The 15,973-nt window shown below is 49.0% G+C and carries 18 protein-coding genes; 6 read left to right on the forward strand and 12 right to left on the reverse strand.

Annotation, left to right across the window (positions count from 1 at the left end; all coding sequences use genetic code 11):
- Positions 1-37 precede the first annotated feature (37 nt).
- The 4 genes from B7991_RS00805 to B7991_RS00820 all read left to right on the forward strand — a co-directional run bounded on the left by B7991_RS00805 (position 38) and on the right by B7991_RS00820 (position 2,997).
- Positions 38-937: an alpha/beta hydrolase fold domain-containing protein gene (locus B7991_RS00805; protein WP_088629161.1), complete on the forward strand. Its 900-nt coding sequence runs from the start codon at positions 38-40 to the stop codon at positions 935-937.
- A 36-nt stretch (positions 938-973) separates the two neighbouring features.
- Complete coding sequence (locus B7991_RS00810) at positions 974-2,293, forward strand: SPFH domain-containing protein (protein WP_073424490.1); 1,320 nt, start codon at positions 974-976, stop codon at positions 2,291-2,293.
- A 171-nt stretch (positions 2,294-2,464) separates the two neighbouring features.
- Positions 2,465-2,734, forward strand: a complete 270-nt coding sequence (locus B7991_RS00815) for a type II toxin-antitoxin system RelB/DinJ family antitoxin (RefSeq protein ID WP_088629162.1) — start codon at positions 2,465-2,467, stop codon at positions 2,732-2,734.
- Entirely contained in the window at positions 2,734-2,997 is a 264-nt protein-coding gene (locus B7991_RS00820) for a Txe/YoeB family addiction module toxin (protein ID WP_088629163.1), read from the forward strand. Before B7991_RS00815 ends, B7991_RS00820 begins: the two co-directional genes overlap by 1 nt.
- Before the next feature lie 58 nt (positions 2,998-3,055).
- Here the strand turns inward: B7991_RS00820 and B7991_RS00825 are convergent, their stop codons facing one another.
- Both B7991_RS00825 and B7991_RS00830 read right to left on the reverse strand, forming a co-directional pair.
- Complete coding sequence (locus B7991_RS00825; RefSeq protein WP_088629164.1) at positions 3,056-3,682, reverse strand: hypothetical protein; 627 nt, start codon at positions 3,680-3,682, stop codon at positions 3,056-3,058.
- 293 nt (positions 3,683-3,975) lie between these two features.
- Complete coding sequence (locus tag B7991_RS00830) at positions 3,976-4,194, reverse strand: hypothetical protein (protein WP_012819879.1); 219 nt, start codon at positions 4,192-4,194, stop codon at positions 3,976-3,978.
- Positions 4,195-4,226: 32 nt separating this feature from the next.
- Between B7991_RS00830 and B7991_RS00835 the strand changes: the two genes are divergently transcribed.
- On the forward strand, positions 4,227-4,574 hold the full coding sequence (locus B7991_RS00835; RefSeq protein WP_088629165.1) for a hypothetical protein: 348 nt from the start codon (positions 4,227-4,229) through the stop codon (positions 4,572-4,574).
- A 145-nt stretch (positions 4,575-4,719) separates the two neighbouring features.
- Complete coding sequence (locus B7991_RS00840; RefSeq protein ID WP_088629166.1) at positions 4,720-7,365, forward strand: U32 family peptidase; 2,646 nt, start codon at positions 4,720-4,722, stop codon at positions 7,363-7,365.
- Positions 7,366-7,478: 113 nt separating this feature from the next.
- Here B7991_RS00840 and B7991_RS00845 read toward each other — a convergent pair whose 3' ends face one another.
- From B7991_RS00845 to B7991_RS00890, 10 genes are all read right to left on the reverse strand, one after another.
- The gene (locus B7991_RS00845; protein WP_088629167.1) at positions 7,479-8,210 is read right to left on the reverse strand and encodes a hypothetical protein; all 732 of its coding nucleotides are present in this window, start codon (positions 8,208-8,210) and stop codon (positions 7,479-7,481) included.
- Positions 8,207-8,740 carry a hypothetical protein gene (locus B7991_RS00850; RefSeq protein ID WP_217898019.1) on the reverse strand — a complete coding sequence of 178 codons (534 nt, stop codon included), beginning with the start codon at positions 8,738-8,740 and terminating at the stop codon, positions 8,207-8,209. The genes B7991_RS00845 and B7991_RS00850 overlap by 4 nt, the downstream gene beginning before the upstream one ends.
- A gap of 89 nt (positions 8,741-8,829) precedes the next feature.
- The gene (locus B7991_RS00855) at positions 8,830-9,588 is read right to left on the reverse strand and encodes a hypothetical protein (protein WP_088629169.1); all 759 of its coding nucleotides are present in this window, start codon (positions 9,586-9,588) and stop codon (positions 8,830-8,832) included.
- Positions 9,589-9,644: 56 nt separating this feature from the next.
- Positions 9,645-10,571: a lipopolysaccharide assembly protein LapB gene (locus B7991_RS00860; RefSeq protein WP_254917516.1), complete on the reverse strand. Its 927-nt coding sequence runs from the start codon at positions 10,569-10,571 to the stop codon at positions 9,645-9,647.
- A 136-nt stretch (positions 10,572-10,707) separates the two neighbouring features.
- A complete protein-coding gene (locus tag B7991_RS00865; protein WP_088629170.1) occupies positions 10,708-11,349 on the reverse strand; it encodes an energy transducer TonB in 642 nt (213 codons plus the stop codon).
- Positions 11,350-11,360: 11 nt separating this feature from the next.
- Positions 11,361-11,765, reverse strand: a complete 405-nt coding sequence (locus B7991_RS00870; protein ID WP_012819885.1) for a biopolymer transporter ExbD — start codon at positions 11,763-11,765, stop codon at positions 11,361-11,363.
- Positions 11,762-12,394, reverse strand: a complete 633-nt coding sequence (locus tag B7991_RS00875; RefSeq protein WP_088629171.1) for a MotA/TolQ/ExbB proton channel family protein — start codon at positions 12,392-12,394, stop codon at positions 11,762-11,764. Before B7991_RS00875 ends, B7991_RS00870 begins: the two co-directional genes overlap by 4 nt.
- A complete protein-coding gene (locus tag B7991_RS00880; protein WP_254917789.1) occupies positions 12,394-13,953 on the reverse strand; it encodes a MotA/TolQ/ExbB proton channel family protein in 1,560 nt (519 codons plus the stop codon). The genes B7991_RS00875 and B7991_RS00880 overlap by 1 nt, the downstream gene beginning before the upstream one ends.
- Positions 13,953-14,750 (reverse strand): DUF3450 family protein, encoded by a 798-nt coding sequence (locus tag B7991_RS00885; protein WP_073424496.1) that lies wholly within the window; start codon positions 14,748-14,750, stop codon positions 13,953-13,955. Before B7991_RS00885 ends, B7991_RS00880 begins: the two co-directional genes overlap by 1 nt.
- Positions 14,751-15,012: 262 nt before the next feature.
- Positions 15,013-15,957 (reverse strand): RluA family pseudouridine synthase, encoded by a 945-nt coding sequence (locus B7991_RS00890; RefSeq protein WP_254917790.1) that lies wholly within the window; start codon positions 15,955-15,957, stop codon positions 15,013-15,015.
- Positions 15,958-15,973: the final 16 nt, after the last annotated feature.

The following is a 15,973-nucleotide window of genomic DNA, read 5'->3' on the forward strand; positions in this document are numbered from 1 at the left end:
TATATTGTCGAGAACTCTGGTGTAATTGCCCCCTCGTATGAAATTTGCAAAGATATTCTTGCCCTGTTTACTGCTCGCGCTCGTAGCTTTCGTCTCATTAGTGGACGTCTATGACTTTGGCGAAAGCAATCCGCTAATTCCAAAACAAGTCAAGTTCAAGCGCCCCTTAAAAGAATACCAAATCGAGGGCATGCAAGTTCTTGAGATGGCGGCCGCAGACGAAACCAAGCCCGTCATTCTCTACCTCCACGGCGGTGGCTACAGGCAAGGCTTTCAACTTTTCCATTGGAAAATGCTAGCCGATCTCTCCAAAGCAACTGGTTGCGGCTTGGTGATGCCGGACTACCCCCTTTTGCCGGAACATACGGCGCTCGAAGCCCATACACTCGTATTAAAGCTCTACAGCGAACTCTTGAAACGCTTCCCCGCCAGCAAAATCATCATCATGGGTGACAGTGCCGGTGGCGGATTCTCGCTTGCGCTCGCCGAAGAAATCCTAGAGCAATCGCTCCCCTCGCCCATGCACCTCATCTTAATTTCACCCTGGGTCGACATCACGGGTGGCGACGAAACCATTGCAGAATACGACAACTGGCTTCATATCGACGAACTACATCAATTTGGTCTATCTTGGGCTAACGGCATGGATGCGCACGACCCGATGGTTTCGCCAATCTACGGCAACATGCAAGGGCTCCCGCCCACCGACATTTTCGTCGGCACCTGGGAAGTATTCTACCCCGACATCGTCAATTGCGGTGAAAAAATGAAGGCTGCAGGCGTATCCGTCACGCTCCACGTCGGAGAAGAACTGGGACACGTGTTCCCCCTCTACCCCGCCCCCGAAGGCGAGGAAGCCCGCCAGACGATTGCGGACATTGTCAAGAGCAGCACCGAAAGAACGACGGCGTTCTCCCTGACAAGCCTTATGCAATAACTATATTTATTGCATAAACTAAAGAAGGAAAAAACAATGGAAACAGAATCCAAATTACAGCCCAAAGTGCAACCCAAAATACAGCTTCCCAAAAAGAATTACACAAAAGCAATCATTGTCGCGGTCATCGTTGTTATCGCTCTTATTTTGCTCAAGTGCAATATCGGTTACAATAGTGCAACGCAGCTTCTTGTGAAGCAGTCTCCGTTTGGTACCCTCTCCTGCATCGACCACGCCGGTTTTTACTTCAAGGGATTTGCAAGCATCTACTCTTACGACAGAACCAAGGACTTCTACTTCAACTCCTCTACCGATAAGGTAAAGGGCGAAGGCTGGGAAGGCGGCGACGACGACGAGGACGATATTTCCGTTACCTTGTCCCGAAATGCAAACGCCGAAATCAGCGGCTACCTCAAATACCAACTCCCCACGGACTGCGAAGACCTCGTAAAAATCCACCGCGAACAGCGCTCCGACAAGAAGCTCAAGCATGACCTTGTCCGTAACTCCGTGCTCTCCGCCGTTAGAAAGACCGCTCCGCTCTTTACCGCTGAAGAAGCCAAGGTGACAAAGATTGCTGAATTCAGAAGAATCGCCGAAGACCAGCTCACCGAAGGCGAATACCTCACCACAATCGAAGTGCTTACCGAAAAGGCCGGCGAAGACGAATACGATTCCGAAGGCAAAATCATCAAGAAAGCCGAAACGCAAGAATACAAGGTCACAAAGCTGAAACTCGACAAGAACGGCAACCGCATCTTGACAAAGCCCTCGGCACTCCGTCTTTACGGCATCAGAGTGGTGCAGTTCGAAATCCAGAACGTCCGCCTCGATCAGAAAGCTCAACAGCAGCTCGACATCGTGAAGGACCGCGAAATGAAGCGCGTCTCTAACGCCACCGCCGCTGAAACCGCAAAGCAGGCCGCCATCACCGCCGAAGCCGAAGGTAAGGCTCGCATCGCCCAGGCCAAGGCCGACCAGGAAGTGGAAAAAATCAAGGCTGTGACGCAGGCCGAAAAGGAACGCGACGTGGCCGTTCTCCAGGCGCAAAAAGAACAAGAAGTCGCCCGCCTCGAAGCTCTGAGAGCTCTCGAAGTCGCTAAGAAAATCAAGGCTGAAAAGGAAGCTGAAGCTGCCGCCAACAGAGCTCTCGTCAGCGCCGGTTTGACTCCGCAAGAACGCGCCGAATGGGATTACAAGACCAAGGTCGGTGTTGCTGAAGCACTCGCCAAGTCCGCACATCCGCTCGTTCCGGAAATCATGATGACCGGCGACTCCAAGGGCGGCGCAAGCACAGCCATGGACGCAGTAGGCTTGAACATGCTTATGGGACTTACTGAAAAGCTCTCGAAGTAAGTGCTGAAAAGGTTTAAAAAGCAAAGGTCCCGCCCAACGAGGCGGGATTTTTTGCCGCAGAAAGCTCTGCAAAATCACGCAATTTGCATTATTTTGCAGAGCATCAAATTCAATCTATTGCACTTTGCACTACATTTTTGTAAATTGAGTAATATAAAAAAGGAGCATTTTATGGCACAGGCAACAGTTTCCGCACGAATCGACAGCAAAGACAAAGAACGTTTTGACGAGTTCTGCAATAACGTAGGGCTGTCCACCTCTGCAGCCATCTACATGTTCATCAAGAACGTCATCAATGAGCATCGCATTCCCTTTGAAGTCCGTGAACCTTCTGCCCGTTACAACGCCAAAGCAAACGACATCGAAGCTCTTAAGAAAGGCATCGAGCAGCTTAACGCCGGGAAGGGTGTTGAACATGAACTCATTGAGGTTGACGACTAATGAAGAAAATTTGGTCCGATAAAGCTTGGGACGACTACCTCTATTGGCAAGCCCAAGATAAAAAAACGCTCAAAAGAGTTAACCAACTTGTAAAAGACATCGAGCGAAACCATTTCGAAGGCTTAGGCAAGCCTGAAGCATTGAAAGGAAACCTCAGCGGATTTTGGAGTCGACGAATTGACGATGGCAATCGGCTAATCTACAGAATTAATGGTGAATTTATCGACATTCTTTCTTGCAAAGGTCACTACGAAAACGTTTAGCATACAAAAAAAATCCCAGTCCGGTTGGACTGGGATTTTTTGCAAATTCTCGTGAGAATTAAGCTTCTTCGGAGAGTTCCGGAGCCTTCTTGATCACGTTGCGACGGCCATAGCGGACCTTGGACGGATCAAAAGCGGTTTCTGCAGCAGCTTCAGCCGGGGCTTCAGCAACCGGAGCGACCGGGGCAGCTTCGACAGCCGGAGCGGCCGGAGTTTCAACCGGAATGCGCGGAGCAAGCGGGCGACGAGCTTCGGCGACCGGAGCTTCAGCAGCCGGTGCAACCGGAGCGGCCTGTTCAGCAGCAACAGGAGCTTCAGCGTTAGCTTCACGATGCGGGCGTTCCGGGCGGCGTTCGCGGCGCGGGCCACGTTCCGGACGCTGTTGTTGTTCATTGCGATCACGCGTTGCAGGGGCATGAGCCTGAGCCTGCTGCTGATTGCGGTTGTCCTTATTATTGTTGTTCGGACGTTCCTTGTTCTGGCGATTTTCCTTATTGTTGCCACCACGCTGAGCCATTTCCTGTGCGCTGATCGGGCGACGGGCGGACGGCTTCAAGTTCATGTCCGGGGTGAGCTTCTTGAAAATCGGGGTACGAAGCATCGTGAGAAGCTTATTAACCTTAACAAGGATAACAATGCACAGAATCACTGCGAGGAGTGAAAGTGCGAGAGCGATTATTTCCATGTGGGCACCTCATAAAGTAAGGGTTGAACCACACGAGCAGGCTGGAAAATAACCTGCAAGCGGGGTGACTGGAATGTGTGGGTTAATTAAAGACCATCTTACTAGCGCCTCCTTGGAGACTTGACGGTCGCGGGGGCTTCACGTGGGAAGCAAAAATGGTTTTCGCCGTGGCGACAAACCGGGGCCAGTCACGAGCGCAAATTTAACAAATTTTTCGTGCAGAAAATCGGTTTATTGTAAGAAAATGAGAGAAAATTGTATGTTTTTTTGAGCACATGCGCCCAAAGTTTCTCTTATTTCATGTCCAGGGACTTGAGCGAGTGATCCACAGCCTTGTTGTGGGCGTTCAATGAATCCAAAGTAGCCTTGAGAACAAGGACTTGACGTGCCAGACGGGCATTTTCTTCGGTAAGAGTTGCAATTTTGTACTCAGCCTCCTGGTTGGAGCAGCCCGAGAATCCAAACATTGAAATGCAAACTAAAGACGACAAAATAAGGGATTTCTTGAACATAACGCAAAATTAGATTATTTTTTGAGGGAATTATGACAGTCGGACAAAAATGGTTGAAATTTAAACAGGATGGCTATTGCGGTTCTCTTACGATCCGTAACCGTTCCGAGCAATCATTCGAGAGCGATCCGGGCTATAACGACAAGCATATCCACGAAGCCATCCTTGAGATGGATCCTGAATACGCTTACGTGAAAGTCATCCACGAGGGTTACAAGGGTTCACAGGACATACCTACTATTGAACTTGGGAACGATGCGGCACAAAATCAGGACACGCTCGACAACGCCATCCTCGAAGGGCTTGCCCACTTGCGCATTTTCCGTGAAGCCAATACCGGCGCCATTGTGCAATTCGGCTACAATTTAGACGAAGTATAATCACATTGTCATTGCGCTTCGCGCATGACAGACGGCTCAGACATGACAGTCTGCAAGCAGTCTGTCGCGTCTCTCGCCTTAATTGTCATTCCCGGCTTGACCGGGAATCTCCTTCTCGTAGGTAATTAATTCTATTTTTGCGGGTATGAACAATCCTGAACTTCTTTTGCCTGTCGGTACGCGCGACATGCTGGAATCCGCTATCAACAACGGGGCGGACGCGGTTTACTATGGTGTGCCCCATTGGAACGCACGCGGTAGAACCGAAGATTTTTCATTTGAAGATGTCGAAGAAATGATACGCTACGCAAGGCTTCGCGGTGTAAAGACGTACCTTGCGATGAACATTCTCATCTTCGAGCGCGAAATTCAGGAATTGCCAGAATTTTTGGAACGCTTGATTGCGTTAAAGCCGGACGCATTCATCATCCAGGACATCGGGCTTGCAAGGCTCATCAAGGCCATCAGCCCAGAACAGGAAATCCACGCGAGCACGCAGATGACGCTCGCGAGTTCCGAAGCCGTGAACTTGGTCAAGGACATCGGATTTTCAAGAGCAGTTTTGGCACGCGAACTTTCGGCTAAGCAGATTGCACAAATCAAGAGCCTCACCGACTTGGAACTGGAAGTTTTCATTCACGGGGCGCTTTGCGTTTCGTACTCGGGCCAGTGCCTTACCAGCGAAAACTTTGGCGGGCGCTCGGCAAACCGCGGGCAGTGCGCCCAAAGCTGCCGCCTTCCCTACCGCATTTTCGTCGATGGCAAGGAATGGAAGGACCCGAAGGCTCGCTACTTGTTCAGCACGCGAGACCTGTGTGCGCTCCCGAAGCTTGAAGAGCTCAAGGAAATCGGCGTGGAATCGCTCAAGGTCGAAGGGCGTTTGAAAAGCCCGGAATATGTGGCCGCCGTTTCGCACGCGTATCGCAAGGCATTGGAAATTCTGAGCGAGAAAGGTTATAAAGCAAATGCCGAGTGTGCGAATGGAAATGCCGCCGAGCTTACCGCACAGGACTTGGAACCGCTGGAAGTCCTGTTCTCTCGCGGACTCAATACAGGCTGGCTCGATGGAGTGAACCACCAGGAACTCGTCGATGGATCGTTCTCGAACCATCACGGTGAATTTATCGGAACCGTTGTTCAAGTAGACCGCAACGGCGTGATTGTAGAACTTGAAGACAAGCCTGTTTCATGTACTTTATTGCCTGGCGACGGGATTTTATTTGAGGAATATAGGGCAGAGCCGGAGCCGCGCCAAACGGGAAGTCGACTGTACAAAGCTACATTTCAACAAGTTGGACGACGAGGAAAAAGCGCAAATACCGACCCCGGCACAAAGGCCGGGGTGACAAGTGCACAAGTTCGTCTGGAATTCGGTCGAGAATTCAACTTGCACAAAGTCAGCTACGGCATGAAGGTGTACCGCAATGACTCCCCTGCTCTCGAAAAAGAACTCCACAAGACTTTTACAGACAAGAGTTTCGCCAAGCACATTCCTGTTTGCATAACGCTCGAAGGGAAAATTGGCGAACCGCTCAAGCTCACGATTTGCGAAAACGCAGCATCCGCCGCAAACGAGACTCGCGCGGTCACCATCGAAGGCGCCATCCTCGATGCCTCCCGCAACGAAGTCGCTCCCGATGCACTCCAAGCCATCGCCAAGAAAGAACTTTCAGGATTGAGCGCGACCGCTTACGTTCTCGACAAACTCGAAATTAAGTTGCCAGCAAACGCATTCCTCCCCGGCAAAGTTTTGCGCACACTCCGTCAAGAAGCCGTACAAGCATTTGACGAAAAACGCTTGCAGTGGAAAGAACTTGCACCATCTGCAGACAATGGTCGCGCATTCCTACACAGCGTCGCACGCAGTACAAGCATGGTCGCGGGCACTCCCGGCAGCACTACGAGCACTTCCAAGAATCGTCGCACGATAACCGTTCTCGTCCGCCGTCCCGAACAAATTGACGCATTGCAAGGCCTCGACATCGACAAAGTCGTCATGGATTTTGACTGGGGCGTGAAATACGACGAACCGCTCGAACACATCCACAAACTCGGCTTTGAAGCAGGCATCGCCACGCTCCGCATCCACAAGCCAAGCGAAAACCATTACATCAAACAAATTCTTACGCTCATGCCGGAATTTGCTCTGGTGCGTAACCTCGGTTCGCTCGCGCTCCTCAAGGATTCCGGAATCCCGATGGTCGGCGACTACAGCTTAAATGCCACTAACAGCGCAAGCTACGATTGGCTTTTGGCACAAGGACTTGAAAAATTGCACCCGTCGTGGGACCTCAACAGCACCCAGCTTTTTGACTTGCTCAAGAACATTGACGGAAGCAAGCTCGAACTCGCTCTGCACCAGTACATGCCCGCATTCCACTCGGAATACTGCGCCTTTGCACGCGCCCTCACGACCGGCCGCCGCTTCCCCGAATGCAAAAAGATTTGCACACAGCACAAAGTCGAAATTCTCGACCACAAGGGCGAACGCCACTTCTTGCAATCCGATGCCGAATGCCGCAACACGCTCTTTGTCGGCAAGCCGCAATCCGCCCTCAAGCTTTTGCCAAGGCTCATCGCACAAAACGTGAGCAGCTACCGTTTGGAACTCTTGGATGAAGAGCCCGAATCCGTCCGCCGCAAGATCGACATTTATACGCAAGCCATCCGCGGCAAGCTCGACATTGATACCGCCATTTCAAAAGCAGGCGTCGAAGAAAAGTACGGACTCTCCGAAGGTCAGCTGTTCAATCAAAGCGTCTGGCAAGACCGAAAGAAAGGTTGTGTTTAGAGATTAGTAGGAAGTAGACAGTAAATATTTTCTAAATGAATATACAATATTCATCAACATCGAAAAATTGCTGTGCGCTCTCATTTTATTCGCTTATTTTATCTCGCAAGTTTTTACTTGATTAACGCATTTTCCTGTTCGCGGAGTTTCTTATAGCCAGGGCTTTCGAGCGGGAGAATAGATGGGTCGAGTTTTAGGTGCTCGTAAGCGGAAGAATTCTTAAAATCTTTCAGAATTTTCAAAGAACGAACACGACCTTTTGTGGGTAAAGAAATTTCGTAGAAAGGACCATCAAAATATATTTCATCTTTCTTTTTTTCAAAATCAGAATCAAACATACATTCTTGGGGGTCTTTTTCAGAGCAAACTAATCTATGGTTGTAATACTCTCCAGAAAGAATTTGAATACTATCACCACCATAAAGAATCTTGAAAACCGAATCCTTAAGAGTCCATACGAGACGATGCTGGTTCAACATTCTTTTTATCAACAAATCATTAAAAGAATAAGAATTTATAGGTTTCTCCGGCTGACTGAAACACTCCACTATTATTTTTTCTTTTTTTTCATCATGAATCAATCTTCCAGCAAAGAAACCTTTAATGCCAGAAACATCTCGACATACAAATTTAACAGAAGAATCATTGGGAACAACTTTTTTATTCCATTTCACATTAACGCCATATCCTGTTGTACGGATTAAACCCCATTCTTCAAAATAATCTGTTTTCAATTTTTCAACAAAAAATTTTCGTTCATACAAATCGCCTTTGTAAGTATTAATTGGCAACAAACTGCACGAAGCCATTAAAAAAACAAAGAGCACAAAACAAAATATTTTCATCGACACTCCGGGAAAACAATCTTTTCGTCTATATTTTCCATAATTTTGAACACATTCGCATACACTGCAAAACGTTTTTCTTTCTTTTCCCAAAAGTCATTATATTTGACATAATAAAAATAACGTCGTTTCCCGTTTTTTTGTGAAAAGCCCATTATTACATAATCTAAATTTCGGTTATACGATTTTCCTGGCACAACATAGAGATGCATATCAATATGTAAAGAATCTAAATCAGCAAGCAGAAGTTCATCTGAAGGTATTTGCGTCTTACATTTTTCAACAAAAAAATTTTCTTTTAGCAATTGACTTCTTTTTTCCATGTATTTTTCAGGATGAAGCCACGGTAGCATATGTGTTTCAGGCAACTGATAAACATTCCATTCCCTTTCACGATTTTCATCACTTCTAACATACAGACGTTGAATTCCTAAACGTTCGTAAAAAATGAACAAACCATTTTGTTCAAATACAGTATTTCCAAATACTGCAGAAAAGTCGTTTTTACGGTATTCATTCGGAGCTACCATATTCTTTAATGAATAAAACGAATAAACAAGACTATCATTATAAGCCAAGACAGATGAACAGGCCAGCAACAAATAAACTATTAGATGTTTCATAATTCTGGGCAATCCTTTTCTGTTAAAACAAGCGACCAACCATCCCGTTTATATTTTTCATCCGAAAATTGTTTAGGGTTCGGAACTAAATTCCGCCAATCACACTTATCATCGAAAGGCTCGACAAGTTCCTTGACTAGAGAATCTACAGCACGCCATTCTCGAACAACTGGATCAACATCGAAGGAATCATCTAAACAAGTCGGACTGTCGAACTGTTTCATTCGAACACTTCGATCATCCATCACATAAACAATTGCAACTTTTATTTTATCTTCTCGATTACAGTAATTACTTAATTCTTCATATTTTTCTCTCATAAATGAAGCAAGTTGATCAAATACATCTTCATGAGAGAGAATTTTATCATAAAGGCATGTTTTTAGGAAATAATCCATATTCGCCTTCACATGTTTATCAATACAAGGAGTAAACCGTTCTATTTCAGAACGATACAAAAGCGGTTCTTTATATATCCACATTTTTTTCGATTCTTTGGGAATATAAGCATTTACAACAACACGTTCTCTAACATGTAAATATATCCCCGGTTCCATTTTTTCTAAAAAAGGGACCTCTATATAAGCTTTTGAATAATCAATTTTTCCCTTAAAAAAAGCCTGAGTATCTTCAGGCTTTAAAGAATTCACTTCATTTACAAAATAATCACACGATTCTGTCGCAAAAACAGAAAGTGAGACAAAGAATATGCTAAATAAAAATAATCTTAGTGGTAACCAATTCATCTTTAACATACCGCTAATAAATTCAAAAAAAACAGAAACCTAGTGATGCATTCTTTTTTCTTCATTTATTTCTTATCACGGATGCGGGCGTAGAGGGCCTCGGCTTTTTCGGTGTCGCCAGCGTTCGAGAAGATGTGGCCAACGTTTTCAGCACCGATGCGGCCCTGAGAATTGCCGGCACGCCAAGCCTTCATGTAACATTCAAATGCTTCATCGTAGCGCTTTTGCGTAAAATAAATTTGCCCTAAATCAAGGTTCAAATCAGCAATCCCTTTCTTGTGGCGGAGGCCTTCTTCGAGCGTGAAAATCGCCATCCACGGGGATTCATTCTTGACGTACATCTGTGCGAGATAGCGGCGAGCGGAAACGTTTTCGGGATCCATCATGATGCCGTTTTCCATTTCATTGAGAGCGAGCCGCGTCGAATCCATGCTGCGGTAGTAATACGAAAGCGTGTAATGCACATCGGCGCCAGCGGTCGCTGTCATCTGGAGCGCATTCTTGAGCGTCTTCACAGCATACTCATAATCGCCAAGCTTTTCATAGACTTCGGCAAGGCCATACCAAGCATCCATGCGGTCCGGGTTTAACGCCAGCGCACGTTCAAAATGCTTTTGCGCAAGCGTCCAATCGCTACCCTTCATATAACATTCCGCAAGGGCAAAATGGATGTGGTCCGTTTCCGTCCCGAGTTCAATCGCACGGTTGTAGGCGACAATCGCATCGCTCGGAGATTCAGCGAGGTAGTACAAATCGCCCAAAAGCATCCAGGCCTTCACAAAGTCCGGAAGGAGTTCGACAGTACGCTTGTAAGCAACCATCGCGACTTCTTTTTTGCCAAGCTGCACAAGGGCATTGCCCAAGTTGAACCAAGCAAACGGCTCATAACGGCCGTCGTCAATCGCCGCACGGTAATACTTCACCGATTCCTTGTAACGCCCCTGGTCGTAAAGCTCATTCGCCTTGAAGAAGAAATCATCCGCAGCATGCAACGGGAGTGCAAGAAAAAAGAGCAGTAGGAAGTAGACTGTAGGAAGTCGGAAGCGTTTCTTTGCGAAAGAAATAGGAGATTCCCGATCGAGTCGGGAATGGCAGCCACACAAAGAGTTCCCAAATTTGTAATTAAAATTACTTAACAAAACGGAACTCCTTTGTAGCTTTTTGTGCTACTGGGAAGCCGCGTAACTGCGCCGGAGAGAACTTCCACTGGCGAATAGCCTTGAGCGCTTCGATATCAAAGCCATAGCCAGCCGGGTCCTGCGTCAGCACCTGCGCCTGAGCCACGTCACCGTTCACATCAATCACAATAAATACTTTCACGTAACCCGAAACGCCCATTTTCTTGGCGCGGTCCGGGAACTTCGGCTGGATTTCACGCAACACTTGCGCCTGTTCATCCACTTCGCCAGCCTCGTAAATTACGTTTTCCATCGTACCTACATCCACGGCAACGCCATCGCCAGCGGCACCACGGGCAAGCGACAAATCCATCTGGAAATTCTGGCTACGAGAAACGCCCATGTGCGCCGAAACCTTGAACGTATTCGGAGTTGCCACCGTACGGATGACCTTCTGCTTCACTTCGGGCTTTTTCTCACTCACGAGAACTTCAACTTCGGTCACTTCTTCGAGAACTTTTTCGGACTTCACGCCTTTATCGAAGAACAGAACGTTGATGACCGGGATCGCAAGAAAGAACACTGCGCCCACGACAAACGAGAGCACAAACGCCACCGGGAATCGGAAATATTTCGCACAAAAGTCAAGCATGAGAGCGAGAGCTACTCCTCCTTATTCGCGGAAATGGAGACTTTTCTCACCTTCGCCAAATTACATTCATCAAGGATGTCGACCACGACTCCGTTGGGGGCGTCACGGTCGCTCACGATAATCACCGGACGGTCCGGCGCTTCGGCCATCATCTGGCGGAGCACGGTCTGCAAAGTCGAGAGGTTCACCTGCGTCTCGTTGATGTGGATGGTCCCCTGACGGGTGACTCCAATCAAAATGCTTTCCTTCGCAAGTTCCTTTGCGGTACTCGCCTTCGGCTTCGTCACATCCACGCCGGTTTCACGCGTGAATGTCGAAGTCACGATGAAGAAGATCAAAAGGATGAACACCATATCGAGCATCGGAGAGACATCAATGCCACCACCGCTTCTCGAACGTTTACGGATAAAACTCATTCAACCTCCTTGGCAAAGCAGCGTTCTTCGAACTTGAGCGCTTCGCTCCAGGCAAAATCACCAATAGAATCCACTCGTCTTTCGAGATAGTTATAAACGAGCATCAACGGGAACGCGACAAGCAAGCCCGCCTGCGTCGTGAGGAGCGCTTCGGAAATGCCGTCAGCCAATAGCACCGGGTTTCCAAAACCAAATTGCTTAATCGTCTCGAACGTATGCACCATGCCAGATACCGTTCCCAAAAGTCCAAGGAGCGGAGCAATCGAGGCACAAGTCACAATCGTCTTGAGCGACTTTGAAAGGCTCACGTCTAGTTCGTGACGCGTCGCGAGCATCGCATTGCGCACAGCCACAGGACCATCTTTACGGTACTTCCGCACGTTTTCGACCAGAGCCAAGAAGTAGCCAAAACGGCGCTTGCGGAGTTTTGCAAAAGCAGCCTCCTCGCCCACCGTGTCCAAATCCTTGAAGAACTTCGAGGTCGAAGTGCCCTTCAGCATAAAATAATAGCCGTATCGTTCAAACATCAAGAACCAGCCCAGCCACCCAATCAGGAATAGCGGGAGCAACACCCAGCCGCCGCGCAGCAGGATGCTCATGGTCGCTTCGATGACGGAATATTCGTCCATTACTTTTCCTTAATCCAGATAGCGTTGAGGACGGCAAGGCCCGTCTTTTCCATGCGTGTACGGACAGAATCCGAGATGTTCACGAGGAGCGTGTGCAAGAGCTGGAGCGGGATAGCCACGATAAGGCCTGCTTCCGTCGTCACGAGGGCGATGGAAATGCCGCCTGCCAAAAGTTTCGGGTCGCTCGTGCCGTGCATAGTGATGACATTGAAAAGTTCAATCATACCCATAACGGTACCCAAAAGACCGAGGAGCGGCGCCGTCGAGGCAAACACGGAAATCCAGCTGAGACCCATTTCGAGCTTCGGCACTTCGCCAGCGAACAGGACTTCGAGAGACTTTTCGGCACTCGCGCGGTCCTTGAAATTTTTGCCAAGCACGGAGCGCAACACCTTGCCCACTTCGCCATGAGCCTTTTCAGATTCAGCGGTTGCAAGTTTCAAGTCGCGATTCGCGAGAGCCTTTGCCGCATTGCGGGCACCACGACCACCAAAGCCAAGGACGAGGAGCCAAACGAGGCGCACTAGGAAGATGATAAGACCGAGGATAAAGAGCGTTGCAATCGGGTACATCAGGATGCCGCCGTTATGGAAAAATTCAGCAAAGTCTTCTTTCCACGTGGTTTCCTGGTGATTTGCCAGTTCGCTCGAAAGTTCAGTACTGAGGAGCACATCGACCGGCACCATCACGAAAGCGGAATCATTCGCACCAGCAAAAGCCTTTGCCACGTCCTTGCGCGTTTCGGGAGAGAGATTTTCTTGCCAGCTATAGACACGCTTCTTTTCGCCTGCCACCGGGAGCATCAAAGCCGACGGATGGAAACCGTTGATATCGGTGACCTTCGCCATCTGCATGGCAAAGAGGCCGCCCAAGCGCATGCGGTCGCCTTCGGCAACCGAGCTACCGAACATGAGGTCCGCCTTTTCAGTGCGGACTTCACGCGTAAACTTCATTTCTTTCTTGGCAACGTCGAGCATCGAGCGGGCAATGCGGAGCGGGTCATCGCGGTAGAGCCCCATCTCTTTCTTGACCTTGTTCTGCGCTTCGACGCGATCGGCAACCTTGAACGGCACACCCTGTTCCTGGAACTTGGCAAGCATTTCCAAGCGTTCCGGACCTGCAGCGAGCGAGAGGTATTCGGCACGGGCCTTTTCGGCCTGGAGCTTGACCTGTGCCAAGTCTTCGCGAGCCACGCGCACATCTTCGAGCAAGCGGGTGCGTTCGGACATCAAAGCGTCCACGCGCTCCTTGCCGAGCTGATACTTTTCATTGAAGAGTTCACGTTCCTTGTTGAACGTTTCGCGGTCCTTCCAGCGGGCGGCGACAGCCATGTCGCGCTTGCGGCGAGCTTCTTCGAGGTCGGCCTTCGCGCTGTTGAGTTCGGCGCGCTTCTTGACGGCATCGACAGTCGTGTTCTGCTGAGCATGAGAAGCAGGTGCAAAAATTGCGAAAGCTGCTACAACAAGAGGCAATAAGAAACGTGCACTGGATCCTTCGCTTCGCTCAGGATGACGGTTGAGGCTAATTCCTAATTCCGAATTCCGAATTTCGAATTTCATTAGTTAGCCTCCTTCGGGAAAGATACTGGGATAGTCACAAGTCTTGGTGCGGTCTTGCCTTCGGCGACCTTCATCACGTCCTTGAGAATGGTGCGCATCGTGAGGTCTTCAGAAACGTTCTTCCAGGAGTAGCCGAGGCCGTTACGAGTGAGGAACAGAACATCGTTACCGTCATTGCTGACAAAGATCGAAGCGACTGCACCGTAGCGCAAATACGTTCCGGCCACGTTGCGAGCGTCCACCTGCAAAAAGCCCTTCCAAACTTCGGTGGTGTAACCCAGGCGAATGCGGTCGTAAAAGACTTCCATCGTGCGGTTCAAGGCGTCGTCCGTTTCGATCAAGCCCTTGTGCAACATGCTTGCAATTTCCTGGATGTTCTTGACGGCTTCGTCCGTGCGGTACGGGAAATCCGATTCAAAGAACGGCACGAGAGAATCGATGACCGTTGCAAGAGAATCGGCGTACTTCGTCTTGCGGTTTTCGAAATAGCGAATCGAGCCATTCGTTTTGGCGCGAGCAGCAGAAATTTTCTTGAGTTCTACATTGAGCGAATCAATTTCGGCTTTCAAGGACTTGTTCTGGGCCGAGAGGTTCTGCACCTTTTTGCGACCGACTTCAACGAATTCAGCATGGCGCTTTTTTTCGGCTTCGTGCATGGATTTTTCGCGAGCGGTTTCGGCTTCGACCGACTTGATTTGGCGACGAACGCTTTCTACCGTTTCTTGGGCCATGGCAAAAACGCCAGAAAGCCCCAGACACAACAATACTTTAGGAAGGAATGAAAATTTCATGTGCATAAAATACAAAGAAGTTAGCCTAAAAAATTTAGAATTTCTACAAAAATAACGTAAAATCGAGATTTCTCGTCATTTTGAACCCCTTATAGGGGTGAAAAATCCAGTCAATTATGTTTTAGACTTAACTGGATCTTTCGCTTCGCTCAAGATGACGTTAAAAGAAAGGGTAAGGATGACGTAATAGGAAGGCGTCAGGATGACGTAATAGGAAGGCAGCAGGATGACGTAATAGGAAGGCAGCAGGATGACGCTGTAGGGAGTCTTATTTTTCCAGCAGTCGTTTCATGTCAGCAGGGTACGCGTGGCTTTCGAAGGTGCGGGGTTCTTTCCAGTACGGGAGCTGGAGTTCAACCTTGTACGCAAAAAGCATCTGGTTGTGGGCGCCAAGCACCTTGATATCTTCGTCGGTGAGTTCACCGCCCTGCGCGAGCTTCTGGTAAAATTCACCATCGCGGTAATACAGGCGGTCCCCCACAATCGGGTAACCCATCTCAGCGAGGTGCGCGCGAATCTGGTGCTTACGTCCCGTAATGAGCTCCGCCTCGACAAGCGAAAGCTCCGGCGCAATTTCTGGGCAATCCAAATGGCGCACGAGCTTAAAGCGCGTAAAGCATTCCTTGCCATCTTCGCGGTGGTGCATGCGCAAGCGAATCGGGTCTTCCGGGTCTTCACGCAAAGGCATGTGGCATTCCACTTCGCCTTCCGGGAACTTTCCACGCACGACAGCGAGGTAGAACTTGCGGAGCAAAATGCGGTCCAGATTTTTCTGGAAGCGTGCGGCCGTTTCGCCATACCTTGCAAACAAGATAAGTCCACCCGTATCGCGATCCAAGCGGTGCATCGGCGTTGCCGTCTCGGAATCGAATTCACGGCGGATGATCGCTGCAAACGTGTTGTAGAAAATGCGACCCGTATGGTGTACAGGCACGCCAGCCGGCTTTGCGACTAGAATAAATTCATCATCTTCAAAGACTGTTTCAAAATCAGTCGGGACTTCGGGCTCGCTGTAGTTTTCGACGTGGTAAACGACCTTGTCGCCGCGATGCGCTACAGTCTCAACATTGGCTGTTGCACCATTAATCGTCACGAGTCCGCGCGTCAGACGGTCCACCCAGTCTTCACGGCTGTGGTACGTGAAACGGTCGCAAAGGGAATCGAGCAAAAGGCGGCCTTCGTATTCCGGGCGCACTTCACTTTCAAAGAACATATCTGACGGAGCCTTG

Source organism: Fibrobacter sp. UWB3, assembly GCF_002210405.1.
Classification (GTDB): Bacteria; Fibrobacterota; Fibrobacteria; order Fibrobacterales; family Fibrobacteraceae; genus Fibrobacter.